18 protein-coding genes are annotated in these 18,982 nt (G+C 68.0%); all 18 read right to left on the bottom strand.

From position 1 onward, the window contains the following. Positions 1 to 4 precede the first annotated feature (4 nt). On the bottom strand, positions 5 to 334 hold the full coding sequence (locus AAG816_RS19545; protein WP_341991347.1) for a cytochrome c: 330 nt from the start codon (positions 332 to 334) through the stop codon (positions 5 to 7). Between the two features lie 12 nt (positions 335 to 346). Next, positions 347 to 1,588, bottom strand: coding sequence for a molybdopterin-dependent oxidoreductase (locus AAG816_RS19540; RefSeq protein ID WP_341991346.1), 1,242 nt, complete (start codon positions 1,586 to 1,588; stop codon positions 347 to 349). Between the two features lie 149 nt (positions 1,589 to 1,737). Next, positions 1,738 to 2,076: a metalloregulator ArsR/SmtB family transcription factor gene (locus AAG816_RS19535; protein ID WP_341991345.1), complete on the bottom strand. Its 339-nt coding sequence runs from the start codon at positions 2,074 to 2,076 to the stop codon at positions 1,738 to 1,740. Continuing rightward, complete coding sequence (locus AAG816_RS19530) at positions 2,063 to 2,530, bottom strand: SRPBCC family protein (RefSeq protein ID WP_341991344.1); 468 nt, start codon at positions 2,528 to 2,530, stop codon at positions 2,063 to 2,065. The genes AAG816_RS19535 and AAG816_RS19530 overlap by 14 nt, the downstream gene beginning before the upstream one ends. 72 nt (positions 2,531 to 2,602) lie before the next feature. Further along, a complete protein-coding gene (gene recN / locus AAG816_RS19525; RefSeq protein WP_341991343.1) occupies positions 2,603 to 4,282 on the bottom strand; it encodes a DNA repair protein RecN in 1,680 nt (559 codons plus the stop codon). Positions 4,283 to 4,288: 6 nt separating this feature from the next. Next, complete coding sequence (locus AAG816_RS19520) at positions 4,289 to 5,077, bottom strand: outer membrane protein assembly factor BamD (RefSeq protein ID WP_341991342.1); 789 nt, start codon at positions 5,075 to 5,077, stop codon at positions 4,289 to 4,291. Between the two features lie 297 nt (positions 5,078 to 5,374). Continuing rightward, positions 5,375 to 6,304 carry a UDP-3-O-acyl-N-acetylglucosamine deacetylase gene (gene lpxC / locus AAG816_RS19515; protein ID WP_341991341.1) on the bottom strand — a complete coding sequence of 310 codons (930 nt, stop codon included), beginning with the start codon at positions 6,302 to 6,304 and terminating at the stop codon, positions 5,375 to 5,377. 430 nt (positions 6,305 to 6,734) lie between these two features. After that, positions 6,735 to 8,462 (bottom strand): cell division protein FtsZ, encoded by a 1,728-nt coding sequence (ftsZ, locus tag AAG816_RS19510; protein ID WP_341991340.1) that lies wholly within the window; start codon positions 8,460 to 8,462, stop codon positions 6,735 to 6,737. An 88-nt stretch (positions 8,463 to 8,550) separates the two neighbouring features. Beyond that, a complete protein-coding gene (ftsA, locus tag AAG816_RS19505; protein ID WP_341991339.1) occupies positions 8,551 to 9,876 on the bottom strand; it encodes a cell division protein FtsA in 1,326 nt (441 codons plus the stop codon). Then, positions 9,873 to 11,333, bottom strand: coding sequence for an FtsQ-type POTRA domain-containing protein (locus tag AAG816_RS19500; protein WP_341991338.1), 1,461 nt, complete (start codon positions 11,331 to 11,333; stop codon positions 9,873 to 9,875). The genes ftsA and AAG816_RS19500 overlap by 4 nt, the downstream gene beginning before the upstream one ends. Positions 11,334 to 11,347: 14 nt before the next feature. Beyond that, positions 11,348 to 12,268 carry a D-alanine--D-alanine ligase gene (locus tag AAG816_RS19495; RefSeq protein WP_341991337.1) on the bottom strand — a complete coding sequence of 307 codons (921 nt, stop codon included), beginning with the start codon at positions 12,266 to 12,268 and terminating at the stop codon, positions 11,348 to 11,350. Positions 12,269 to 12,369: 101 nt separating this feature from the next. After that, on the bottom strand, positions 12,370 to 13,308 hold the full coding sequence (gene murB / locus AAG816_RS19490; RefSeq protein WP_341991336.1) for a UDP-N-acetylmuramate dehydrogenase: 939 nt from the start codon (positions 13,306 to 13,308) through the stop codon (positions 12,370 to 12,372). 45 nt (positions 13,309 to 13,353) lie between these two features. Further along, positions 13,354 to 14,241, bottom strand: a complete 888-nt coding sequence (locus AAG816_RS19485; RefSeq protein ID WP_341991335.1) for a cation diffusion facilitator family transporter — start codon at positions 14,239 to 14,241, stop codon at positions 13,354 to 13,356. Positions 14,242 to 14,585: 344 nt separating this feature from the next. Continuing rightward, positions 14,586 to 14,741, bottom strand: coding sequence for a type II toxin-antitoxin system PemK/MazF family toxin (locus tag AAG816_RS19480; RefSeq protein ID WP_341991334.1), 156 nt, complete (start codon positions 14,739 to 14,741; stop codon positions 14,586 to 14,588). A gap of 28 nt (positions 14,742 to 14,769) precedes the next feature. Next, on the bottom strand, positions 14,770 to 14,994 hold the full coding sequence (locus tag AAG816_RS19475) for an antitoxin MazE family protein (RefSeq protein WP_341991333.1): 225 nt from the start codon (positions 14,992 to 14,994) through the stop codon (positions 14,770 to 14,772). Between the two features lie 122 nt (positions 14,995 to 15,116). After that, positions 15,117 to 16,520 (bottom strand): UDP-N-acetylmuramate--L-alanine ligase, encoded by a 1,404-nt coding sequence (gene murC, locus AAG816_RS19470; protein ID WP_341991332.1) that lies wholly within the window; start codon positions 16,518 to 16,520, stop codon positions 15,117 to 15,119. A gap of 103 nt (positions 16,521 to 16,623) precedes the next feature. Continuing rightward, positions 16,624 to 17,757 carry an undecaprenyldiphospho-muramoylpentapeptide beta-N-acetylglucosaminyltransferase gene (gene murG, locus AAG816_RS19465; RefSeq protein WP_341991331.1) on the bottom strand — a complete coding sequence of 378 codons (1,134 nt, stop codon included), beginning with the start codon at positions 17,755 to 17,757 and terminating at the stop codon, positions 16,624 to 16,626. Next, positions 17,754 to 18,953: a putative lipid II flippase FtsW gene (ftsW, locus tag AAG816_RS19460; protein ID WP_341991330.1), complete on the bottom strand. Its 1,200-nt coding sequence runs from the start codon at positions 18,951 to 18,953 to the stop codon at positions 17,754 to 17,756. Before ftsW ends, murG begins: the two co-directional genes overlap by 4 nt. Positions 18,954 to 18,982 lie beyond the last annotated feature (29 nt).

Genomic DNA, 18,982 nt, shown 5'->3' with positions numbered 1-18,982 from the left:
AGGACTACTCCGGCCCCACCTTCATGCTGGCCAGATAGCCGACGATGGCGCTCACATCCGCCGGATCCACCGGAGCCTTGTAGGCATTCATCATCTTGGCCACGATCGAAGCCCAGGTCGCTTCCGACAGCTTGGGCTGGTTCAGCACCATGCCGGCGGAATGGCAGGCCAGGCAGTTGTTGGTGACGGCGTCCGCGCCCTTGCCATCGGGAAACATCCGATCCCCCATGGGCAGATCGACGCTCACCGAGGTCAAGGCAAAGGGGGCGGCGGAGAGCGACGCCGGGACGGACGTGGCGCCGATCAGGGCGGCGGCAAGCAAGAAACGGAGCATGGCCACTTCTCCCTAAACCGCGACGATGTCGGTGTGCTCGATGACGTTGCGCATGAAGCCGCTGGCATTCCAGGTGGGGGTTGCCGGCTGCACCGCGCCCTTGCCGTTGGTGCAGCGGACCATCAGCTTCACCGGCCCGGCCGCCTTGGGGGTAAACGGGGCCGTCCACTGGCGGAAGCTATAGGTGCCCTCGTCCTTGCCCAATTGGGCGGCGACCCAGGAAGCGCCACCATCCACCGACACATCCACCGCCGCCACGGCGCTGTCGCCGCCAAAGGCAATACCGCGCAGGGGCGCGGGCCTGCCCACGGGCAAAGAGGTGCCGGAGGCGATATTGGTGATGAAGGAGCGTGGGTTCATTCGGCTGATCGGCACCATGGCCACCCCGGTCTGGCCGGGGGCGATGTTGGCGTTGGGCGTATCGGGGATGGTGTAGGCGCTCTTGGTCCAGAAATTGGTGTCGGGCTGGTCCAGAACCTCGATGTCGCTGAGCATCTTCACCCAATAAGTGGAGTACCAGCCGGGCACCACCAGGCGCAGCGGGAAGCCGTTCAGCAGCGGCAGTTGCTCATTGTTCATGGCGTAGGCGATCATCACCTCGCCATCGCGGGCATGGTCGAGGCTGAGCGACTTCATGAATTGCGGCGCATCGGGCATCACCGCCTCGTCGAGGCCCTTCAGCCGCACCTGCACCGCGCCCGCCTTGACCCCGGCGCGGTCCAGAACGTCCTTCAGGCGCACCCCGCTCCACAAAGCGTTGCCCATGGCGCCATTGGCCCATTGGGCGCCGGGCACCCGCGGCGTGACGAACCCGCGCGAATTGCCGGAACACTGGTTGACCGCCGCCAGATCCACCCGCGGCAGGCCGGTCAACAAATCCTGGAGCGACAGGGAAAGGGCCTGGTTCACATGGCCCCGCACCGTGAGCCGGAACGTCTCCACCTTCACCTCGGCGGGGATCATCGCCCAGTGCCAGCGCACATAGAATTGGTCGTTGGGGGTGAAGACACCCTGGTCGAAGACGGACCAGGGCGTCTCCAGCAGCGGCGGCCGGGTCCGCTGGAGGATCATCGGGCCCTTTTGCGGAAAGGCGGTGGTGATCGGCCGTTCTCCAGGGCCGCCCGGCAGGGGGAGGTTGACCGACGTCTGCGCCAGGGCGCGATGGGACAAGACCGCGAGCCCGCCCAGACTAGCGGCCCCCAACAACCGACGCCGGGTTAACGAGCCATGACGCGGCGGAGCATCATTGAGCATTCCAATCCCTCCCCGTCGCGGCCATCTGCGGCCCTGCGCTGCGGTCGTTGCCGCGCGCTTTTGCCGTAGCATACGACCGTCGATGGCGGGCAGGAAGAACTTTGGTCGAACCGACCGAAAGGGTCGGCGATCCGGTTCGCCGCGCGGATCTATGTCTCCACGAAGGCCTGGAGCCGCGCCAGAGCGTCGTCCCACTGCCGCGACACGCTGTCCAGATAGGCCCTGGCGGTGGCGAAGGTTTCCGGCTGCAGTGCGAATCGGCTTTCCCGGCCAGCTCGCACGCTGCGCACAAGACCTGCGGTTTCCAGAACCCGCAGATGCTTGGTGATGGCCTGGCGCGTCAGGTGGGTGTCGTCCGACAGGCGGGCGATGGAGCGGGCTTGGCCATCACTCAGCCGCCCCACCAGGGCGAGCCGGGTGGGGTCGCCCAGCGCCGCGAAGATCGGCGCTGGGGCGAGCGTTGCCTCAAGGGCACTAGGGTTCGACATGCCGGCGGAGGTTCTCCACTTGATGGGTCCACCCGCTGTCGTTCATGCGCAGGGCATCCGGACGGCGATGCGCGGGCAGGGCGTCAAAGCCGCTCTCAGTCACCACGAGATGGGTGCCTCCCTCCACCGCCGTCAGGCGGAACTCCACCAAGGTCGGCGTTTCGGTGGAATAGTCGACATCGGGGTCGATGGGATAGGGGTGCCACGTGAATGAGAACAGTTCCGGTGCGTCCATGCGCTGGGTCAGGCTTTCCCAGCGCAGATGCTCATAGCCGGGAATGGTCAACCGCCCGGAGGTGGCCGCGCCGGGCACGAACGGCCCGTCGAGGTGCACCCGGAACCAGGTGCCGAACTCCTGATGGTCCGTGAGCGCCCGCCAGACGCGGTCAATGGGCGCCTTCAGCAGAATGGCCTTGGTGATGACGTTGGAATCGATAGTGCTGTCGTTCGTCATATGAGCAACCTCCCGGTTGCCGGATTAGGGCATCGGTGGTGACAATACGCAACTAAAAAGTTGCGTATTGTCTCAGCCCTGCGTGGCCAGCAGGCGATCCGCCGCCGCCCGCGCTTCGGCCGTGACTGTGGCACCCGCCAGCATGCGGGCGATTTCCTCGCGACGATGGTCATCGGTGAGAGGGGCGACGCGGGTGGTGACGGGGGCATCCTTCTTGGCGCCCGCCGCACTGGCCTTGGAGATGAGCAGATGCTGCCCGGCGCGGGCAGCCACCTGCGGCGCGTGGGTGACGGCCAGCACCTGCACCTTGGTGGCCAGGCGCGCCAGCCGCTGGCCGATGGCGTCCGCGACGGCGCCGCCGACGCCGCTGTCGATCTCGTCGAAAATCAGCGTGGGCGCAGAGCCGCGGTCGGCCAGCACCACCTTCAGCGCCAGCAGGAAACGCGCCAGTTCGCCGCCGGAGGCCACCTTCATCATCGGGCCGGGACGGGTGCCGGGATTGGTGCGGACCCAGAATTCCACTCGGTCATAGCCGTCCGGCCCGGCGTTGGCCGGGTCGCTGTCGAGGCGAGTGGAGAAATGCGCCCGCTCCAGCTTCAGCGGCGGCAGTTCCGCATCCACCGCCGCGTCCAGGGCCGCGGCGGCCTTGGTGCGCGCGGTGGACAGCTTGGCGGCGGCGGCGCGATAGGCGCCTTCCGCTTCGGCCACCTTGGTTTCCAGGCTCTTGAGGGTCGCGGCGCTGCGGTCCAGGGCCGTGAGGTCGGCGGAGAATTTGGCGGCGACCTTGGGCAGATCGTCGACGGCCCCGCCATATTTGCGCGCAGCGGCGCGCAGAGCGAACAACCGCTCCTCGATCCGCTCCAATTCCTTGGGATTGAACGCGGTACCGGCCAGCGCCGCTTCCAGATGGCTGCGCGCGGTCTCCAGCGCGTCCAGGGCGAGGTCGATGGCCTCTACGGCCGGCAGGACGAGATCCTGCGCCTCGCCCGCGCGGCGCTCCAGGCGGCGCACGGCCGCGGCCAGGGACGGCACCGGCGAACTGCCACCGCCCACCGCGTCAAGGGCTTCCGCCAGATCGCCGGCGATCTTCTCCGAGCGCATCATGAAGGTGCGGCGTTCGGACAGGCTGGCCTCTTCCCCGGCCTCGGGCCGCAAGGCGGTGAGTTCGTCCACCGCGTGGCGGATGAAGTCCGCCTCCTTGGCGGCGGCTTCCAGGCGGGCGCGCTCCGCATTGGCATCGCCCAGCACCGTGCGCCAGACGCGCCACAGGGCGCTGACCGCCTGGGTCTTGATGGTGAGGCCGCCAAAGGCATCCAGCAGCGCCCGATGGCTCGCCGGATCCACCAAAGCGCGGTCGTCGTGCTGTCCGTGCAGTTCCACCAGCGTGGCGCCCAGCGCCCGCAAGGTCTGCACCGAGACCGGCTGGTCATTGATGGTGGCGCGGGTCCGGCCGTCAGCCATCTGCACCCGCTTGACGATCAGTTCGCCCTCATCGGCGATGTCGGCAGCGGCCAGCACCGCGCGGGCGGGATGGTCGAGGGCGATGTCGAAGACGGCGGTGATCTGGCCCTTGGTTTCGCCATGGCGCACCAGGGCGCCATCGCCGCGGCCCCCCAGGGCCAGCGAGAGGGCGTCGAGCAGGATCGACTTTCCTGCTCCGGTCTCGCCGGTCAGAACGGTCAATCCGTCCGACAGGGCGATGTCCAGCCTCTCGATAAGAACGATGTCCCGGATCGAGAGGGACGAGATCATGTCAGCTCAGCCAAGGCCCATCTTTTTGAACGCCTGGCTGATCCAGGAAGCCTTGTTCTCCTGCGGAACATTGCCCCCGGCCTGCACCAGTTTGTAGGCGTCCTTGTACCACGGGCTGTCGGGATAATTATAGCCCAACACCGCCGCGGCGGTCTGTGCTTCCGAAACGATCCCCAGCGCCATGTAGGCTTCCGTCAGGCGCATGAGCGCCTCTTCGGTCTGGCGGGTGGTCTGATACTGGGTCACCACCACCTTGAAGCGGTTGATGGCACCGGTGTAGTTGCGCTGCTCCAGATAGTAGCGGCCGATCATCATTTCCTTGCCGGCCAGCTGGTCGCGCGCCACTTCGACCTTCCGCTTGGCGCCGGCGGCATATTCGGTGTTCGGATATTTGCGAATCACCTCGTCCAGCGCATCGAGTGCCTGGCGGGTGCGGCGCTGGTCGCGGGTGATGTCGGGAATGCCGTCGAAATAGGCCGAGGCCACCAGATAGGAGGCGTAAGGCGCGTCGGTGGAGCCGGGGTGCAGGGCCAGATAGCGTTTGCCCGCCGCGATCGCCTCGTCGTACCGGCCCGCCTCATAATAGACGTAGGTGTCCATGAGCAGCGCCTTGCGCGCCCATTCGGAATAGGGGTGGGTGCGGTCGAGATCCTCGAAGCGCTTGGCGGCGGCGTCGAGGTCGCCCTTGCGCATGAGGGTGAGGCCCTCGTTATAGATCTTCTCCGCCGGCTCGTCGGGCGGGATCACATCCTTGTCGTTGGCACAGCCGGCGAGGGTGGCCGCGACCAGGACCATTCCCAGCAAAGCCGCGGCACGGGAGGTCCCAGCGCGAAACGGAGCCGCGTCGATGAAAAGGCGCATACGTTCAGGTCCCATTGAAGGCCGGCATGCCCGCGCTCACGCAAAGGAGCTGCCCCTTACGGCGCTAATGGCGCTTTCCGTCGGCATTGTGGCGGGCGGTCGTGAACAGACCGCAAACGATGGTGGTCGGGGATGGAAATAGCCTGCCCGGCCTCCGGCCACAAGCGGTGGCCTCAGTTTGGCACCGGATCATGCGACGAGATGTCCGGCAACGGTTTTGGGCAGAAAGGCTCAGCGCTCGGGGGCGTAGGCCGGCATGGGCTGGCCGAACACCAGTTCGGCGGCGTCGCGGCGGCGCTCTTCCACGGCGTCCACCACCATATAAGCGGAGCGGTCGGCGAGCAGGGCGTCGATGACCTGGAAGTTGAGCTTGTGGCCGCCGCGGAACGAGCTGTAGCGGGCCATCAGCGGCAGGCCGGCCAGAGCCAGATCTCCCACTGCGTCCAAGGCCTTATGGCGGACGAACTCGTCCGGGCAGCGCAGGCCCTCGGGGTTCAGGATGCCGTGGTCGGCCACGCACACGGTGTTGTCCAGCGAGGCGCCGCGGGCATAGCCGGCGCTGCGCAGGCGTTCCACGTCCTTCAGGAAGCCGAAGGTGCGGGCGGGGGCCAGTTCGCGGCGGAACACGGCGGGGCTCAGATTGGCGGCGAAGCGCTGGCGGCCGATGTGCGCGTGATCGAAGTCGATCTCCACTTCCAGACGGAAACCGGCGTCGTAGGGGCGAAGTTCACCGAATGAAACACCCTGTTCCACCCGCACCGTCTTCAGCACCTTGATGTACTTGCGACGGGCCTTCTGGGACACGGTGCCGACCGCATCAATGGCGGAAACAATGGGGGCGGCGCTGCCGTCCAGGATCGGAACTTCCGGTCCGTCGATCTCGATCAGGGCATTGTCGATCCCAAGACCGGACAGTGCGGACAAGACATGTTCCACCGTTGAGACAAGGACGCCGCTCTTGTCGCCGAGAACGGTGGCAAGGTCGGTGGCCTGGACGGACTGGCGGGAGACGGAGATTTTGCGGGGGGCCTGATCGGCGAAGCTGCGCAGGAAGACAATGCCGGTGTCGGGAGAAGCGGGCTTGAGAACCAGGCGGGCTTCAATGCCGCCGTGGACCCCAACCCCTGTCAGCTCGACCGTACCAGCCAGTGTCGTCTGCATGTGTGAAGCCATCCGTCTCGAGGATCGCGGCGCATCGCACGCCCGCCACGCCCTCGCCCTAAAACCATCACTCGGATCGGCCACTTCTGCCGCACTCGCCAGCTACGGCTGACAAGGCGCTGAGTCGCCCCCCGAACTGGCTGCAACTTAGTCGGGCGCGTGCGCCGCGCCAAATCACGCTTGCTTACCGCCTGTTACCAAGTCTGGCGCGCAAATTATTCATCATTATCAAAAAGTTACGCCCGGAGAGGTCTCCGGGCGCGAGGGTATTGTTACAAAGGTGGGGCGTCCCCCGATACCATGGCACGGCGCAGGCTCCGGTCTCCCGCCCCTTCACCTGGGCGGCGACCGCCGATCCGTGTGCATCGCACGCGGATCGGGCCGGCTGGTTCCGGCCGGGTGAACCCCGGCCAGTTCCGATCCTTGGGTCTCAGTTCGCCTGGCGACGCAGGAAGGCGGGGATCTCCAGCTGGTCATCTTCATGACCGCTCTGGGGCGCCGGACGGCTCGGGACTTCGGGCGCCGGCCGGGTGGGCGGGCGCTTGGCGAATTCCGACACCGGCGGCTCGCCGGGGCGGGCGGGGGCCGGAGCCTGACCACGGGCCTCGGGCGCCCGCATGCTGGGCTGCTCGCGGCGGGCGGGCGGGGCTTCCGGCTCGTCATTGTGCCGACCCATGCCCACATTGGCGAGGCGCTGGAGCAGCGTCATGCGCTTCTGTTCCACCGGCTCACCGCGCTGGGCGCGGATCTGGTTCTGCGCCGGCATCGGCAGTTCCTCCATCCGCGGCATGCGCGGCGCGCGGGGGCGCTGGGCCTGCGGCGGGATGTAGGGGGCGAATTCGTCTTCCACCATGGCCTGAGGCGCCTGGGGCTGCTCGGGCTCGGAGAAGAAGGAGGGCTTCGGGGTGGCGGCGCGGATGGTCACTTCATCCACCACCGAGGGCTGCGGCGCGCGCTCGGGGGCGGGAGCGCGCTGCTGCGGGGCCGGCTCACGATACGGAGCCGGCTGGTGCTGCTGGGGGACGGGGATCGCCTCCAGCGACATCAGGTCCTCGGCGGAGATGGAGGCCACCGCGGTGCGGATCTGCGCCTCGCGGGTAGCTTCCACCGCGGCGCGGCCGGCGTTGGACATCTTGCGGCCGTGCATTTCCGGCAGGCGGTCGGCATTGGTGGCGATCTGCTCGGGAACCACCGCCGGGTCGATGCCGGTGGCCACCACCGACACGCGGATGATGCCGTCCAGGGACTGGTCGAAGGTGGCGCCGAGGATGATGTTGGCGTCCGGATCCACTTCCTCGCGGATGCGGGTCGCGGCTTCGTCCACCTCGAACAGCGTCATGTCGTTGCCGCCGGTGATGGAGATCAGCAGGCCGCCGGCGCCGCGCATGGAGATTTCGTCCAGCAGCGGATTGGCGATGGCCGCTTCCGCCGCCTGGATGGCGCGCTTGTCGCCGGAGGCTTCGCCGGTGCCCATCATCGCCTTGCCCATGTCGCGCATCACGGCGCGGACGTCGGCGAAGTCGAGGTTGATGAGGCCTTCCTTGACCATCAGGTCGGTGATGCAGGCGACGCCCGAATAGAGCACCTGATCGGCCATGGCGAAGGCGTCGGCGAAGGTGGTCTTTTCGTTGGCCACCCGGAACAGATTCTGATTCGGGATGACGATCAGCGTATCGACCGTCTTCTGCAATTCGTTGATGCCGTGCTCGGCAACCCGCATGCGGCGCTGGCCCTCGAAGTGGAAGGGCTTGGTCACCACACCCACGGTGAGGATGCCCAGCTCGCGGGCGGCGCGGGCCACGACCGGCGCAGCGCCGGTACCGGTGCCACCGCCCATGCCGGCGGTGATGAACACCATGTGCGACCCCGAGAGGTGGTCGCGGATTTCATCAATGACTTCCTCGGCGGCGGCGCGGCCGACTTCCGGCTGCGACCCGGCCCCGAGGCCCTCGGTCACGGCGACGCCCATCTGCACCAGGCGCTCGGCCTTGGAGAGGGAAAGGGCCTGCGCATCGGTGTTGGCCACCACGAACTCAACGCCGGTCAAGCCAGCATTGATCATGTTGTTCACCGCGTTGCCGCCGGCACCGCCGCAACCAAACACCGTGATCCTGGGCCGCAACTCCCGAATGTCGGGCATCTGAAGGTTGATCGACATGTCCTCACTCCGTTGCGCCCGAAGCGCCGTCCCGCCGGTTCCGAATCCGTGGTGTCCCCCTAGTTAAGGGACACATCGTTAACCATCTCTAAAAGCTGTCCTTCAGCCACTGCCCCACACGGCCAAAATAAGAGCCGTTGTCGGCTCCCACGGCCTGACGGCGGCGCGGCTCGAAGTGCTCGAGCCCTGCCACCTGGGGGTAGACCAGGAGCCCCGCAGCCACCGCGAATGCGGCGCCGCGCGCCGCCTCGGGAAGCCGGGAAACGCCCAGCGGGCGGCCAATCCGAACCTGAGGGCCGATGGTTCTGGCCATCAGATCCGGCAATCCCTGAAGCTGTGCGGCGCCGCCCGTGAGCACCAGCCGCCGCCCCGCATCGCCCACATGCCCGGAGGCGCGCAGGCGATCGCGAATCAATTCAACTATTTCTTCCGCCCGCGGCTTTACGATCGTCACGAGGCGCGATTTGGGCACCATGTTGGGGTGATCGCGCTCGTCGCCGGACAAGGGGGGAATGGTCAGCATGTCGTGGTCGTCGGATGACACCGCGACCACAGCGCCGTGCAGCGCCTTCAGGCGCTCCGCATCGGCCAGGCGCGCGGGCAGGCCGCGGGCCACGTCATTGGTGATGTGCTGGCCGCCCAAGGCGATGCCGTCCACATAAACGCAGTGCCCACCGGCCACCACGGAGAAGGTGGTGGTGCCCGCCCCCATGTCGATGAGGGTGACGCCCAGTTCCATCTCGTCGTCGGTGAGCGAGGACAGAGCGGCCGCATAAGGGGCGGCGACCATGGCCTCGATGCCGAGATGGCAGCGCTCCACGCACAGCACCAGATTCTTCAGCGAGGTGAGGTCGCCGGTGACCACATGCATGTCCACGCCGAGTTCGCGGCCCAGCATGCCGCACGGCTCGCCGATGCCGCGGCGGTTATCCAGCGAATAGCCCACCGGCAGCGCATGCATCACCGCGCGGCCATCGCCCACCGCATAAGTGGAGGCGGCTTCCAGCACGCGGCGGATGTCGAATTCTTCCACCGAGGGCGCGGTGAGGCGCACGGCGGCTTCATAGTGCTGCGACGACAGGCGGGCGCCGGAGACGCCGAGAATCACCGAGGCGATCTGAATGCCCGAGGCCCGTTCGGCCATATCCACCGCCTGGCGGATGGAGGCTTCGGCGCGGGCCATGTCCACCACCGCGCCGCCCTTCACCCCGTGGGCGCGGGTGTGGCCGATGCCGAGCACGTCGATGGAATGGGTGCGCCGGCGCAGCACGTCGGACTGCGGGCGCGGTTTCAGCCGTGCGATCGCGCAGACGATCTTGCTGGTGCCGATGTCCAGCACCCCGATGATGCCGCTCTTCTTCGGCGGCAGCGGGCGCATCTTGGGGGCGAACCCCTGGGCGAGGCGAGATCTCATGCGGCGCCCTTCTTGGCCTTGGCGCGTGCTTTCAGCATCTGCATGCGGGCATCGGCGGCGGTGTCGGACAGGCGGACCACCACCCGATCGGGCAGGCGCAGGTCCACGATGGTGATGTCGCGGGTCAGCAGCTTCTTCTCGCGGTCGAGATCGGCCACTTGCAGCAGTGCGGCGTCCACGCCGGTTTCCGGCAGGCGGATGTCGATGCCGTTGCGCAATTTCAGGGTCCAGCGGCGCTCGGCCACCAGGATGGCGGCCCGCACCCGGTCGCGCACCGCCGGCACCCGGCCCAGCGCATCGACGATTTCCTGCACCTTCTTCTGCGCGCCCTCGCCCACCACGATGGGCAGGTTCACATAGCGCGAATCATCGGAATAGGGCGCGATGGGCATGCCGTCCTTGGCGATGACCCGGATCTCGCCATTGACCTGCCACAGGGCATAGGCCTCGCGCTCCACCACCGCGATCTCGATGCGGTCGGGATAGAGCTTGCGCACCGACGCGCTGGCGATCCAGGGCATCTCCTCCAGCTTCTGCCGAGTGGCGTCCGCATCCACCAGCAGCAGCGAGGTGGTGGACTTGATGCCCGCCGCCGAGAGGATTTCCGCCGGGGTCACATGGTTCTGCCCGGACAGGTCCACCTGGGTGATCTTGAAGCCGGCCACATTGGCGGCGATGTCGCCCATGTCCACGGCGATGCTGCGGGCTTCTTCCACATGGCCGCCCAGCACCACGCCATAGGCCACGAAGCCGCCGATCACCAAAGCCGACAGGATGCCGCCGCCGCGCCGGCCGAAGCGCGAGGCGGACAGGCGGATGGAGGTGCGGTGCAGCAGCAGCACCAAGCGGCTGGGCGCCCGGAAGTCGGACATGGGACGCGGCTTGTGGCGGCTCGCCCGGCCGGGGGCGGGACGGGCGCCGGACGGCGTGCGCCCCTGGGTGCGCCCCTGGGTGCGATCCTGGGTCCGGTCCTGCGCCGTTGCGTGGGCCGTTGCCTGGGGCTGCGGCTGATAAACCGTCTCCTCCAGCGGCGAGGGCGGCAGCGGGCGGGGCACCATCACCTGCGTGCGCTCGTCCTGGGGCGTATAGGCGCGCTGGGTATAGTCCGCGCTCTCATAATCGTGGCGGGCGGGATCGTCCCGGCGCTGGTCGCGGCGGGCCTGCTCCTGGCGGACCTGCTCGGCGCGGCGGATCTGCTCGTTCCGCTGCTGTTCCTGGCGGGCATAATCCTGACGCAGCTTCTCGCGCCGGGCCTGCTCCTGCTCCAGCTTCTCCTGGCGCAACTGTTCCTGCCGGGTCATGTCGCGGCGGGTGACGTCCTGCGGGCTGAAAACCTGACGGTCCCCGCGGACGGTCATGTCCGAACGGGGAGAACCGGTCTGCCGGCCGTAGCCGTCGGGGCGGGGCAGGGGGGTGCCGGACACGCCAGCGGTCCGCGACGCGCGGGGGTCGGTCATGCCGGCCTCGTGCCTCAGCGGTCCAGCGTCGCGTCCTCGACCATCCATTTGACCAGCCCGCCGAAAGATAAGCCCATATGGGCTGCCAGATCGGGCACCAGGGACGTCTCGGTCATGCCGGGTTGCGTGTTGACTTCCAGGCAGATGAGGCCGGTCCCCTCGGGGGCGTTCTCGTCATATCTGAAGTCAGCGCGGGAGACCCCCCGACATCCGAGCGCTTGATGCGCCTTGAGGGACAGCATCCGCACCTGTTGGTAAATTTCGGGTAAAATACGCGCCGGAAGAATGTGTTGAGAGCCCCCTTGGGCATATTTGGATTCGTAATCGTAAAAGGTGTGGCTGGACTCGATCTCGATCACGTCCAAAGCCCGGTCGCCCAATACCGCGCAGGTCAGTTCCAGCCCCGGAATGAAGCGCTCCACCAGCAGTGATTCGCCGTGCGGCCAGTCGGCCCGGTGCAGCTCCTGCGGCGGGTGGGTCTGGTCCTCGCGCACGATCAGCACGCCGACGCTGGAGCCGGCGGCGATGGGTTTCAGCACATAAGGCGGGGCCATCACATGGGCCTGCGCCGCCTCGGCGCGGCTCACCACCCGGCCCGGCGCCACCGGCACGCCCGCCGCCGCCATCACGATGCGGGCCTGGGCCTTGTCCATGGCCAGCGCCGAGGCCAGCACGCCGGAATGGCTGTAGGGAATGCGCAGGATCTCCAGCATGCCCTGGATGGTGCCGTCCTCGCCGGGGCAGCCGTGCAGCACGTTCAGCGCCGCGTCGGGCTTCAGGCGGGCCAGCACCTCGGCCACGTCGCGGCCCACGTCCACGCGTGTGACCCGATAGCCCTCGCCCTCCAGCGCGGCGGCGCAGGCGGCGCCCGAGCGCAGCGACACCTCCCGCTCGGGAGACCAGCCGCCCATCAGCACCGCCACATGTTTCGACATGATCGCTCACAGCTCCTGCAGGACGCGCCGGCGCGCGTCCGGTATGTGGGCCGTCGCCGGCCCGGTGGCGGCAGTAAACACCGGCGCCCGTATGCAATTTGCTAAGCGGGCGCGGAAATTCCGATGCGCTTGATTTCCCACTCCAGGGAAACGCCGCTGGTCTCGCGCACCCGCCGACGCACCTCCTCGCCCAGGCCCTCGATCTCCGCCGCCGTGGCGCCGCCGAGGTTGAGCAGGAAATTGGTGTGCAGTTCCGACACCTGGGCGCGGCCCAGCGTGAGCCCCCGGCAGCCGGCGGCGTCCACCAATTGCCAGGCCTTGTGGCCGTCGGGATTCTTGAAGGTGGAGCCGCCCGTGCGGCTCTTGATCGGCTGGGTGGCCTCACGCGCGGCGGTGATGCGGTCCATCTCCGCCTGGATTTCGGCGGCGATGCCCGGCCGGCCCTGGAAGGTGGCGCGGGTGAAGATCACATCGTCCGCCACCGCGCAGTGGCGATAGGTGAAGCCCATGTCCGCCAGCGTGAAGTCGCGCACCGCGCCGCTGCGGTCGACGCCGCGGGCGGAGACGAAGGCGTCCTTGGTCTCGCCGCCATAGGCGCCGCCATTCATGCGCAGCACCCCGCCGATGGCGCCGGGAATGCCGCGCAGGAAGGCGAGGCCCGCCAATCCCGCGTCGGCGGCGGCGCGGGCCACCTTCACGTCCGGCACTCCGGCGCCGGCGGTGACACGCTCGCCCTCGATGGCAATCTCTGTGAACCCCTTGCCGAGGCGGATCACCACCCCCGGCACGCCGCCGTCGCGCACGATGAGGTTGGAGCCGAGGCCGATCACCATCACCGGCAGATCGGCGGGCATCCCTGCCAGGGCATAGGCCAGATCCGCCTCGTCGGCGGGCTGGAACAGCACTTGCGCCGGTCCGCCGACCCGGAACCAGGTGATGTCGGCCAAAGGCGCATTGGCGGTGAGTTTTCCGCGCAGCGCTGGCAGGGCCGCACGCAGCTCGGGCGTCAGATCGGGGAAGGACGGGGCGGCAGCGCTCATGGCGCGGATGTAGCCCTTACGGACGGCGCTGCCAATGCGGCCCGCTCAGAGCACCACCACGCCAGTGTGCTTGGCCTCGCCTTCAGGCTCCACATGGATGGTGATGACGGTGTCTTCCATCTCCGCCTCCAACGCCTGCTCGATGCGGTCGCAGATGGCGTGGGCATCGGCCACCGTCATGGCGCCGGGCACCACCAGATGGAATTCCACGAAGGTCATGCGGCCCGCATGGCGGGTGCGCAGATCATGCGCTTCCAGGGCGCCCTGGGCGTGGGTGGAGACCAGATCACGGATGCGCGCCACCACGTCGCCGGGCGGGGCGGCGTCCATGAGGCCGCCCACGGATTCGCGCACCAGGCCCCAGCCGGTCCACAGGATGTTGATGGCCACCAGCCCGGCCAGCAGCGGATCCAGCTGCGGCCATCCGGTCACCGGCACCAGCACGAAGCCCACCAGCACCGCCACCGAAGTGACCACGTCGGACAACAGGTGCTTGCCGTCGGCGAGCAGGGCCGGCGAGCGGCGGGCCTTGCCCACCCGCAGCAGCACCGAGCACCAGATGGCGTTGATGACGGTGGCGGCGCCATTGAGCATGAGGCCGTTCAGCGGTTGCTCGGGGAATTTCGGATCGAGAAAGCCGTAATAGGATTCCCGCAGGATGGAGACGGCGGCGATGACGATCAGCACGCCTTCCAGCACGGCGGAGAAATACTCCGCCTTGTGGTGTCCATACTGGTGGTTGTGGTCGGCGGGACGGCCGCTGATCTGCAGCGCCAGGAGGGCCGCCAAGGCGGCGGCCACATTGATGATGCTCTCCAGCGCGTCGGACAACAGGGCGACGGAGCCGGTGACCCAATAGGCGGCGCCCTTCAAGCCCAGCACCACGATGCCGATGCCCACGCTTGCGGCAGCCACCTGAAGGTTGCGGCTCATGTCGTCTCCGGGGCTGGTCACGGTGTGAGCGGGATGCCTAGCGGCTCAGGCCCCCCGGTGCAACACCTGTTCCGACCTTCCCCCGGCCAATTCGTTTCGTTTTGAAGCAACCGGAGTAGTAATTCCGCGTCGGGACCGGCGGGAGACACTGGAGGGTTGAGAGTGAGAATGACTCTCAGCAGTTCTGCATCTTGAGTGGCCTTGCTCAAGTCTGGAGCATTTGCATGGCTCACGACCCGTAGGATCGCTCTAGTGGCTTGCTTTGTCTCGCATTGTCTTCGTCGGCGGTGTGGCGCCGAGTGCGACACACGCCGCCGTAGGCTCGAACGGCGGCACGTGGCGCATCATGCCTCTCGCCCTTTCCGGCTGGCCCGTGGCGATGCCGCCAGCCCGAGGAAGACGATCATCGCCTGATTGAGCCGGACCATGTCCTCGTCATCCAGGCGGCCGACCTGCTGCCCGAACTTGGCCTTCCGCACCGTCGTGATCTTGTCGACCATCAGCCGGCAGGCCGCGCCTCGCCGCGTTTCATTCATAGCCCCACGCGGACACGGCATCGATGAAGGCCTGATCCCCACTGGCCTGCGCGCTTTTGGCTACGGCCAGCGACTGGCGCCGCGCTTCCGCCCGGAAGGCGGGCGAGCGCACGTCCGGCACCCAGATCTGGATCGGCCGCAGCCCCTGGGCGCGCAATCGGGCGCGATGCTCGCCACCCTTCACGCGCGGGGACTTGGGGCCGGATGTGGATGACATGGCAGCCTCCGCATGAGCTGCATGTAACGCATGCGGAGGCCTTTCTGGCCAGTCTTCCGGGTGAATGAGGCCCGATGCGCGCCCACGCCCGCACCAGCCGGTTTCACCCTGCACCGTCGCTTCTACCCCCGTGCGGCCAGTTCGCCCGGCAAAGCATAGGCCCATTGGCTGATGGTGCCGGCGCCGAGGCAGATCACATAGTCGCCGGGCTTGGCGCGCTCGGCCACCAGTGCGGCGAGGGCTTCCGGCCCCGCCATGCCGACCACGCTGCGATGGCCGCGGGCGCGCAGGCCCTGCACCAGATGCTCGGCGTCCGCCCCGGCGATGGGCGCCTCTCCAGCCGCATAGACCGGGGCGACGATCACATGGTCGGCGTCGTTGAAGCAGGTGCAGAAATCGTCGAACAGCGAGGCGAGGCGGGTGTAGCGGTGCGGCTGCACCACGGCGATCACCTGGCCGTCGGTGGCGGCGCGGGCCGCGCGCAGCACGGCGGCGATCTCCACCGGATGGTGGCCGTAATCATCGAAAATGGCGGCGCCGTTCCATTCGCCGGTGCGGGTGAAGCGCCGCTTGACGCCGCCGAACCCGGCCAGGGCCTCGACGATCTTGGCATCGCTCATGCCCAGCTCGCGAGCCACCGCAATGGCGGCGGTGGCATTCAGCGCATTGTGCTTGCCGGGCATGGGCAGCCGGAGCCCGTCGATGCGATGCTCTTTGCCGCTGAGGCGATCGCGGAACACCACGGCGAACTTGGTGATGCCGCCCTTGAGGTCCACATCCACCAGCCGCACGTCCGCCTGCGGATTCTCGCCATAGGTGATGATGCGGCGATCCTCGATGCGGCCCACCAAAGCCTGCACCACCGGATGGTCGGTGCACATCACCGCGAAGCCATAGAACGGCACGTTTTCCACGAAGGCGCGGAACGCCTCCTGCACCTTGTCGAAGGTCTTGAAGTGGTCGAGGTGCTCGGGGTCGATATTGGTGATGATGGCCACTTCCGCCGGCAGCTTCAGGAAGGTGCCGTCGCTTTCGTCCGCCTCCACCACCATCCATTCGCCATCGCCCAGGCGGGCGTTGGTGCCATAGGCATTGATGATGCCGCCATTGATGACCGTGGGGTCGAGCCCGCCCGCATCCAGCAAGGTGGCCACCAGCGAAGTGGTGGTGGTCTTGCCATGGGTGCCGGCGATGGCGACGCAGCTTTTCAGCCGCATCAGTTCGGCCAGCATCTCGGCCCGGCGCACCACCGGCAGGCGCTTGGCGCGGGCGGCCAGCAGTTCGGGATTGTCGCGCTTGATGGCGGAGGACACCACCACCACCTCGGCGCCGTCGATATTCTCGGCCCGATGGCCGATGGCGACCTGAATGCCATTGTCGCGCAGGCGCTTGACGTTGGCGCTCTCGGCCACGTCGGAGCCCTGAACCGTATAGCCGAGATTGTTCAGCACCTCGGCGATGCCGCTCATGCCGATGCCGCCGATGCCGACGAAATGAATGGAGCCGAGCGCCTCGGGAAGCTTCATGCTGAATATCCACCTGGGCGGTTCGGTGCGGGCGGGGCAACCATTGCCGCGCGGCGCACCGAGCTGCCAAATCCTGTTGAGTGGTGGTGCGGCCTTCGCCCCGCTAGGCGGGGATCGGCGCACCACCGGCCAAGCGGGCCACCAGATCGGCCAGTCGCTCGGCGGCGTCCAGTACGCCGGCGCTTCTGGCCGCATCCGCCATGTTCGTCAATTCCTGCGGTGTCGCGGCCAGGCGCGTCAGCTCCTGTGCCACCCGCGCGGGCGTGAAGTCCGCCTGTAGGATGGTAAGTGCGCCACCGCGCTCCGCCAGCGAGCGGGCATTGGCGGCCTGGTCCTGATCCAGCGCGCCGGGCAGCGGCACCAGCAAGGAGGGGCGCCCCAGCGCCGCCAGCTCCGCCACGGTGGAGGCACCGGAGCGCGAGATCACCAATTGGGCGGCGGCCATGCGGACGGGGAGATCCTGGAAGAAGGGCGCCACTTCGGCCACGACCCCGGCACGGGCATAGGTGGCGCGCACCCGCTCCAGGTCTTCCTCGCGCGCCTGCTGCACCACATGCACCCGCGCCCGCAAGGCGGGGTCGAGGGCAGCGATGGCGTCGGGCACGATGTCGGACATGACCCGCGCGCCCTGGCTGCCGCCGAACACCAGCAGGTTCAGCGGGCCGTCGGGCGACACCGGGACGTAAGGAATGCGGGCGGCGTCCAGCACCGCGGGGCGTAGCGGGTTGCCGGTCCACAGGGCCTTGGCGGATAGTACCGGATCACGGTCAAGAATGCCGGGAAAGCCGGTGGCGATGGCGCTGACGCGGGGCGCCAGCAGGCGGTTGGCCCGGCCCATCACCCCATTGGCCTCATGCACCAGGCTGGGCACGCCCAGCACGGTGGCGGCGAACAGTGGCGGCACGGTGGGATAGCCGCCGAACCCCACCACCACGGCGGGCTTCACTTTGCGCAGCAGCATCAGCCCGGCGAGAAAGCCGGTGCCCAGCGCAAAGGCGGTCTTCGCCAGCGCCACCGGCGAGCGCCCGCGCATGGTATCGGCGGGCAGCACATGCAGTTTGCGGGCGGGGAAATGGCCGGCATAGCGCGCGGCGCGGGCATCGGTGGCCAGATCCACGGCGAAGCCGCGCCGGTTCAGCGCCGCGGCCAAAGCCTCAGCGGGAAACAGATGGCCGCCGGTGCCGCCGGCGGCCAGCAGCACCAGCGGCTGCGGTGGTGCGGGAGGGGCTTGGGTCATGCGGCCTCGGCGTGGGGGCCGGCGATGGGCACGGCCAGCACCCCGTCCTTTGGCACCTGCATGGGCTCGCTCAAGGCGGCCATGGCCGATGCGCCGGGATGGCTGCGGGACAAGGCCAGCAGCATGCCCATGCCGAAGGCCAGCGAGATCAGCGAGGAGCCGCCATAGGAGATGAAGGGCAGCGTCATGCCCTTGGCGGGCATCAGGTGCACATTCACCGCCATGTTGATGGAGGCTTGCAAGCCGAACAGCATGGCCAGGCCCGTGGCGGCGAAGCGGGCGAACGGATCCTGCTCCTTCAGCGCCCGGTTGAGGCTGCGCAGGATGATGAAGGCGAACAGCGCCAGCAGCGCGAGGCACAGGATGATGCCGAACTCCTCCGCCGCCACCGCGAACACGAAGTCGGTGTGGCCGTCGGGCAGGATGCGCTTGACCGTGCCTTCGCCCGGCCCCTGTCCCAGCCAGCCGCCATGGCGGAAGCTCTCCAGCGCGGTGTCCACCTGATAGGTGTCGCCGGTGGCCGGATCAAGGAAGCGGTCGATGCGCTTGCGCACATGCGGGACCACATTATAGGCCAGCGTCAGGCCGCCGGCACCGGCGCCCACCAGCCCCACCATCCAGATCCAGCGCAGGCCGGCGAGGAAGAACAGCGCGCCCCAGACCAGGCAGACCAGGGTGGTCTGGCCGAAATCCGGCTGCATGATCAGCGGCAGCAGCACCGCGCCCAGCAGCAGCACGGCAAAGAACTGCGCCGGCATCTCCGGTCGCTTGCCGCTTTCGGCGAACAGCCAGGCGGACAGCACCACGAAAGCGGGCTTGAGGAATTCCGAGGGCTGGACGGTGATGCCGGCCAGGGTCAGCCAGCGCTTGGCGCCCTTCACCTCAGGCCCGATCACCAGGGTGGCGCACAGCAGCACGAAGAACACCGCGAACACCACCACGCAGACCCGCCGGATGGTGCGGGGCTGCAGGAAGGAGGTGCCGAACATCACCACCGTGGCCGGGATGAGAAACAGCACCTGCCGGTCCACGAAATGGAACGGATCGGCAATGCCCAGGCGGGCGGCGACGGGGGGCGAGGCGGCCAGGCACAGGACGATGCCCACCACCATGAGGACCAGCAGGCTGCCCAGCAGCAGGCGGTCCACCGTCCACCACCATTCGCTCAGCACGGTGCGGTCGGCGCGCGACATCATCAGAAGCATACTCCGGCGGGCTATGCCGG

It is taken from the genome of Azorhizobium sp. AG788, assembly GCF_943371865.1.
In the GTDB taxonomy this organism is placed as follows: Bacteria; Pseudomonadota; Alphaproteobacteria; order Rhizobiales; family Xanthobacteraceae; genus Azorhizobium.
The sequence above is the reverse complement of the archived record's forward strand: the minus strand, read 5'-3'. Positions and strand labels throughout refer to the sequence as shown.

What these genes read in the sequence shown, in the direction of transcription:
- AAG816_RS19540 (WP_341991346.1), bottom strand. Translation starts at nt 1,588, where the DNA reads ATGCTCAATGATGCTCCGCCGCGTCATGGCTCGTTAACCCGGCGTCGG.
- AAG816_RS19545 (WP_341991347.1), bottom strand. Translation starts at nt 334, where the DNA reads ATGCTCCGTTTCTTGCTTGCCGCCGCCCTGATCGGCGCCACGTCCGTC.
- AAG816_RS19495 (WP_341991337.1), bottom strand. Translation starts at nt 12,268, where the DNA reads ATGTCGAAACATGTGGCGGTGCTGATGGGCGGCTGGTCTCCCGAGCGG.
- murC (WP_341991332.1), bottom strand. Translation starts at nt 16,520, where the DNA reads ATGAAGCTTCCCGAGGCGCTCGGCTCCATTCATTTCGTCGGCATCGGC.
- AAG816_RS19485 (WP_341991335.1), bottom strand. Translation starts at nt 14,241, where the DNA reads ATGAGCCGCAACCTTCAGGTGGCTGCCGCAAGCGTGGGCATCGGCATC.
- AAG816_RS19530 (WP_341991344.1), bottom strand. Translation starts at nt 2,530, where the DNA reads ATGACGAACGACAGCACTATCGATTCCAACGTCATCACCAAGGCCATT.
- murB (WP_341991336.1), bottom strand. Translation starts at nt 13,308, where the DNA reads ATGAGCGCTGCCGCCCCGTCCTTCCCCGATCTGACGCCCGAGCTGCGT.
- AAG816_RS19535 (WP_341991345.1), bottom strand. Translation starts at nt 2,076, where the DNA reads ATGTCGAACCCTAGTGCCCTTGAGGCAACGCTCGCCCCAGCGCCGATC.
- AAG816_RS19480 (WP_341991334.1), bottom strand. Translation starts at nt 14,741, where the DNA reads ATGGTCGACAAGATCACGACGGTGCGGAAGGCCAAGTTCGGGCAGCAG.
- ftsW (WP_341991330.1), bottom strand. Translation starts at nt 18,953, where the DNA reads ATGATGTCGCGCGCCGACCGCACCGTGCTGAGCGAATGGTGGTGGACG.
- lpxC (WP_341991341.1), bottom strand. Translation starts at nt 6,304, where the DNA reads ATGCAGACGACACTGGCTGGTACGGTCGAGCTGACAGGGGTTGGGGTC.
- murG (WP_341991331.1), bottom strand. Translation starts at nt 17,757, where the DNA reads ATGACCCAAGCCCCTCCCGCACCACCGCAGCCGCTGGTGCTGCTGGCC.
- recN (WP_341991343.1), bottom strand. Translation starts at nt 4,282, where the DNA reads ATGATCTCGTCCCTCTCGATCCGGGACATCGTTCTTATCGAGAGGCTG.
- ftsA (WP_341991339.1), bottom strand. Translation starts at nt 9,876, where the DNA reads ATGAGATCTCGCCTCGCCCAGGGGTTCGCCCCCAAGATGCGCCCGCTG.
- ftsZ (WP_341991340.1), bottom strand. Translation starts at nt 8,462, where the DNA reads ATGTCGATCAACCTTCAGATGCCCGACATTCGGGAGTTGCGGCCCAGG.
- AAG816_RS19475 (WP_341991333.1), bottom strand. Translation starts at nt 14,994, where the DNA reads ATGTCATCCACATCCGGCCCCAAGTCCCCGCGCGTGAAGGGTGGCGAG.
- AAG816_RS19500 (WP_341991338.1), bottom strand. Translation starts at nt 11,333, where the DNA reads ATGACCGACCCCCGCGCGTCGCGGACCGCTGGCGTGTCCGGCACCCCC.
- AAG816_RS19520 (WP_341991342.1), bottom strand. Translation starts at nt 5,077, where the DNA reads ATGGTCCTGGTCGCGGCCACCCTCGCCGGCTGTGCCAACGACAAGGAT.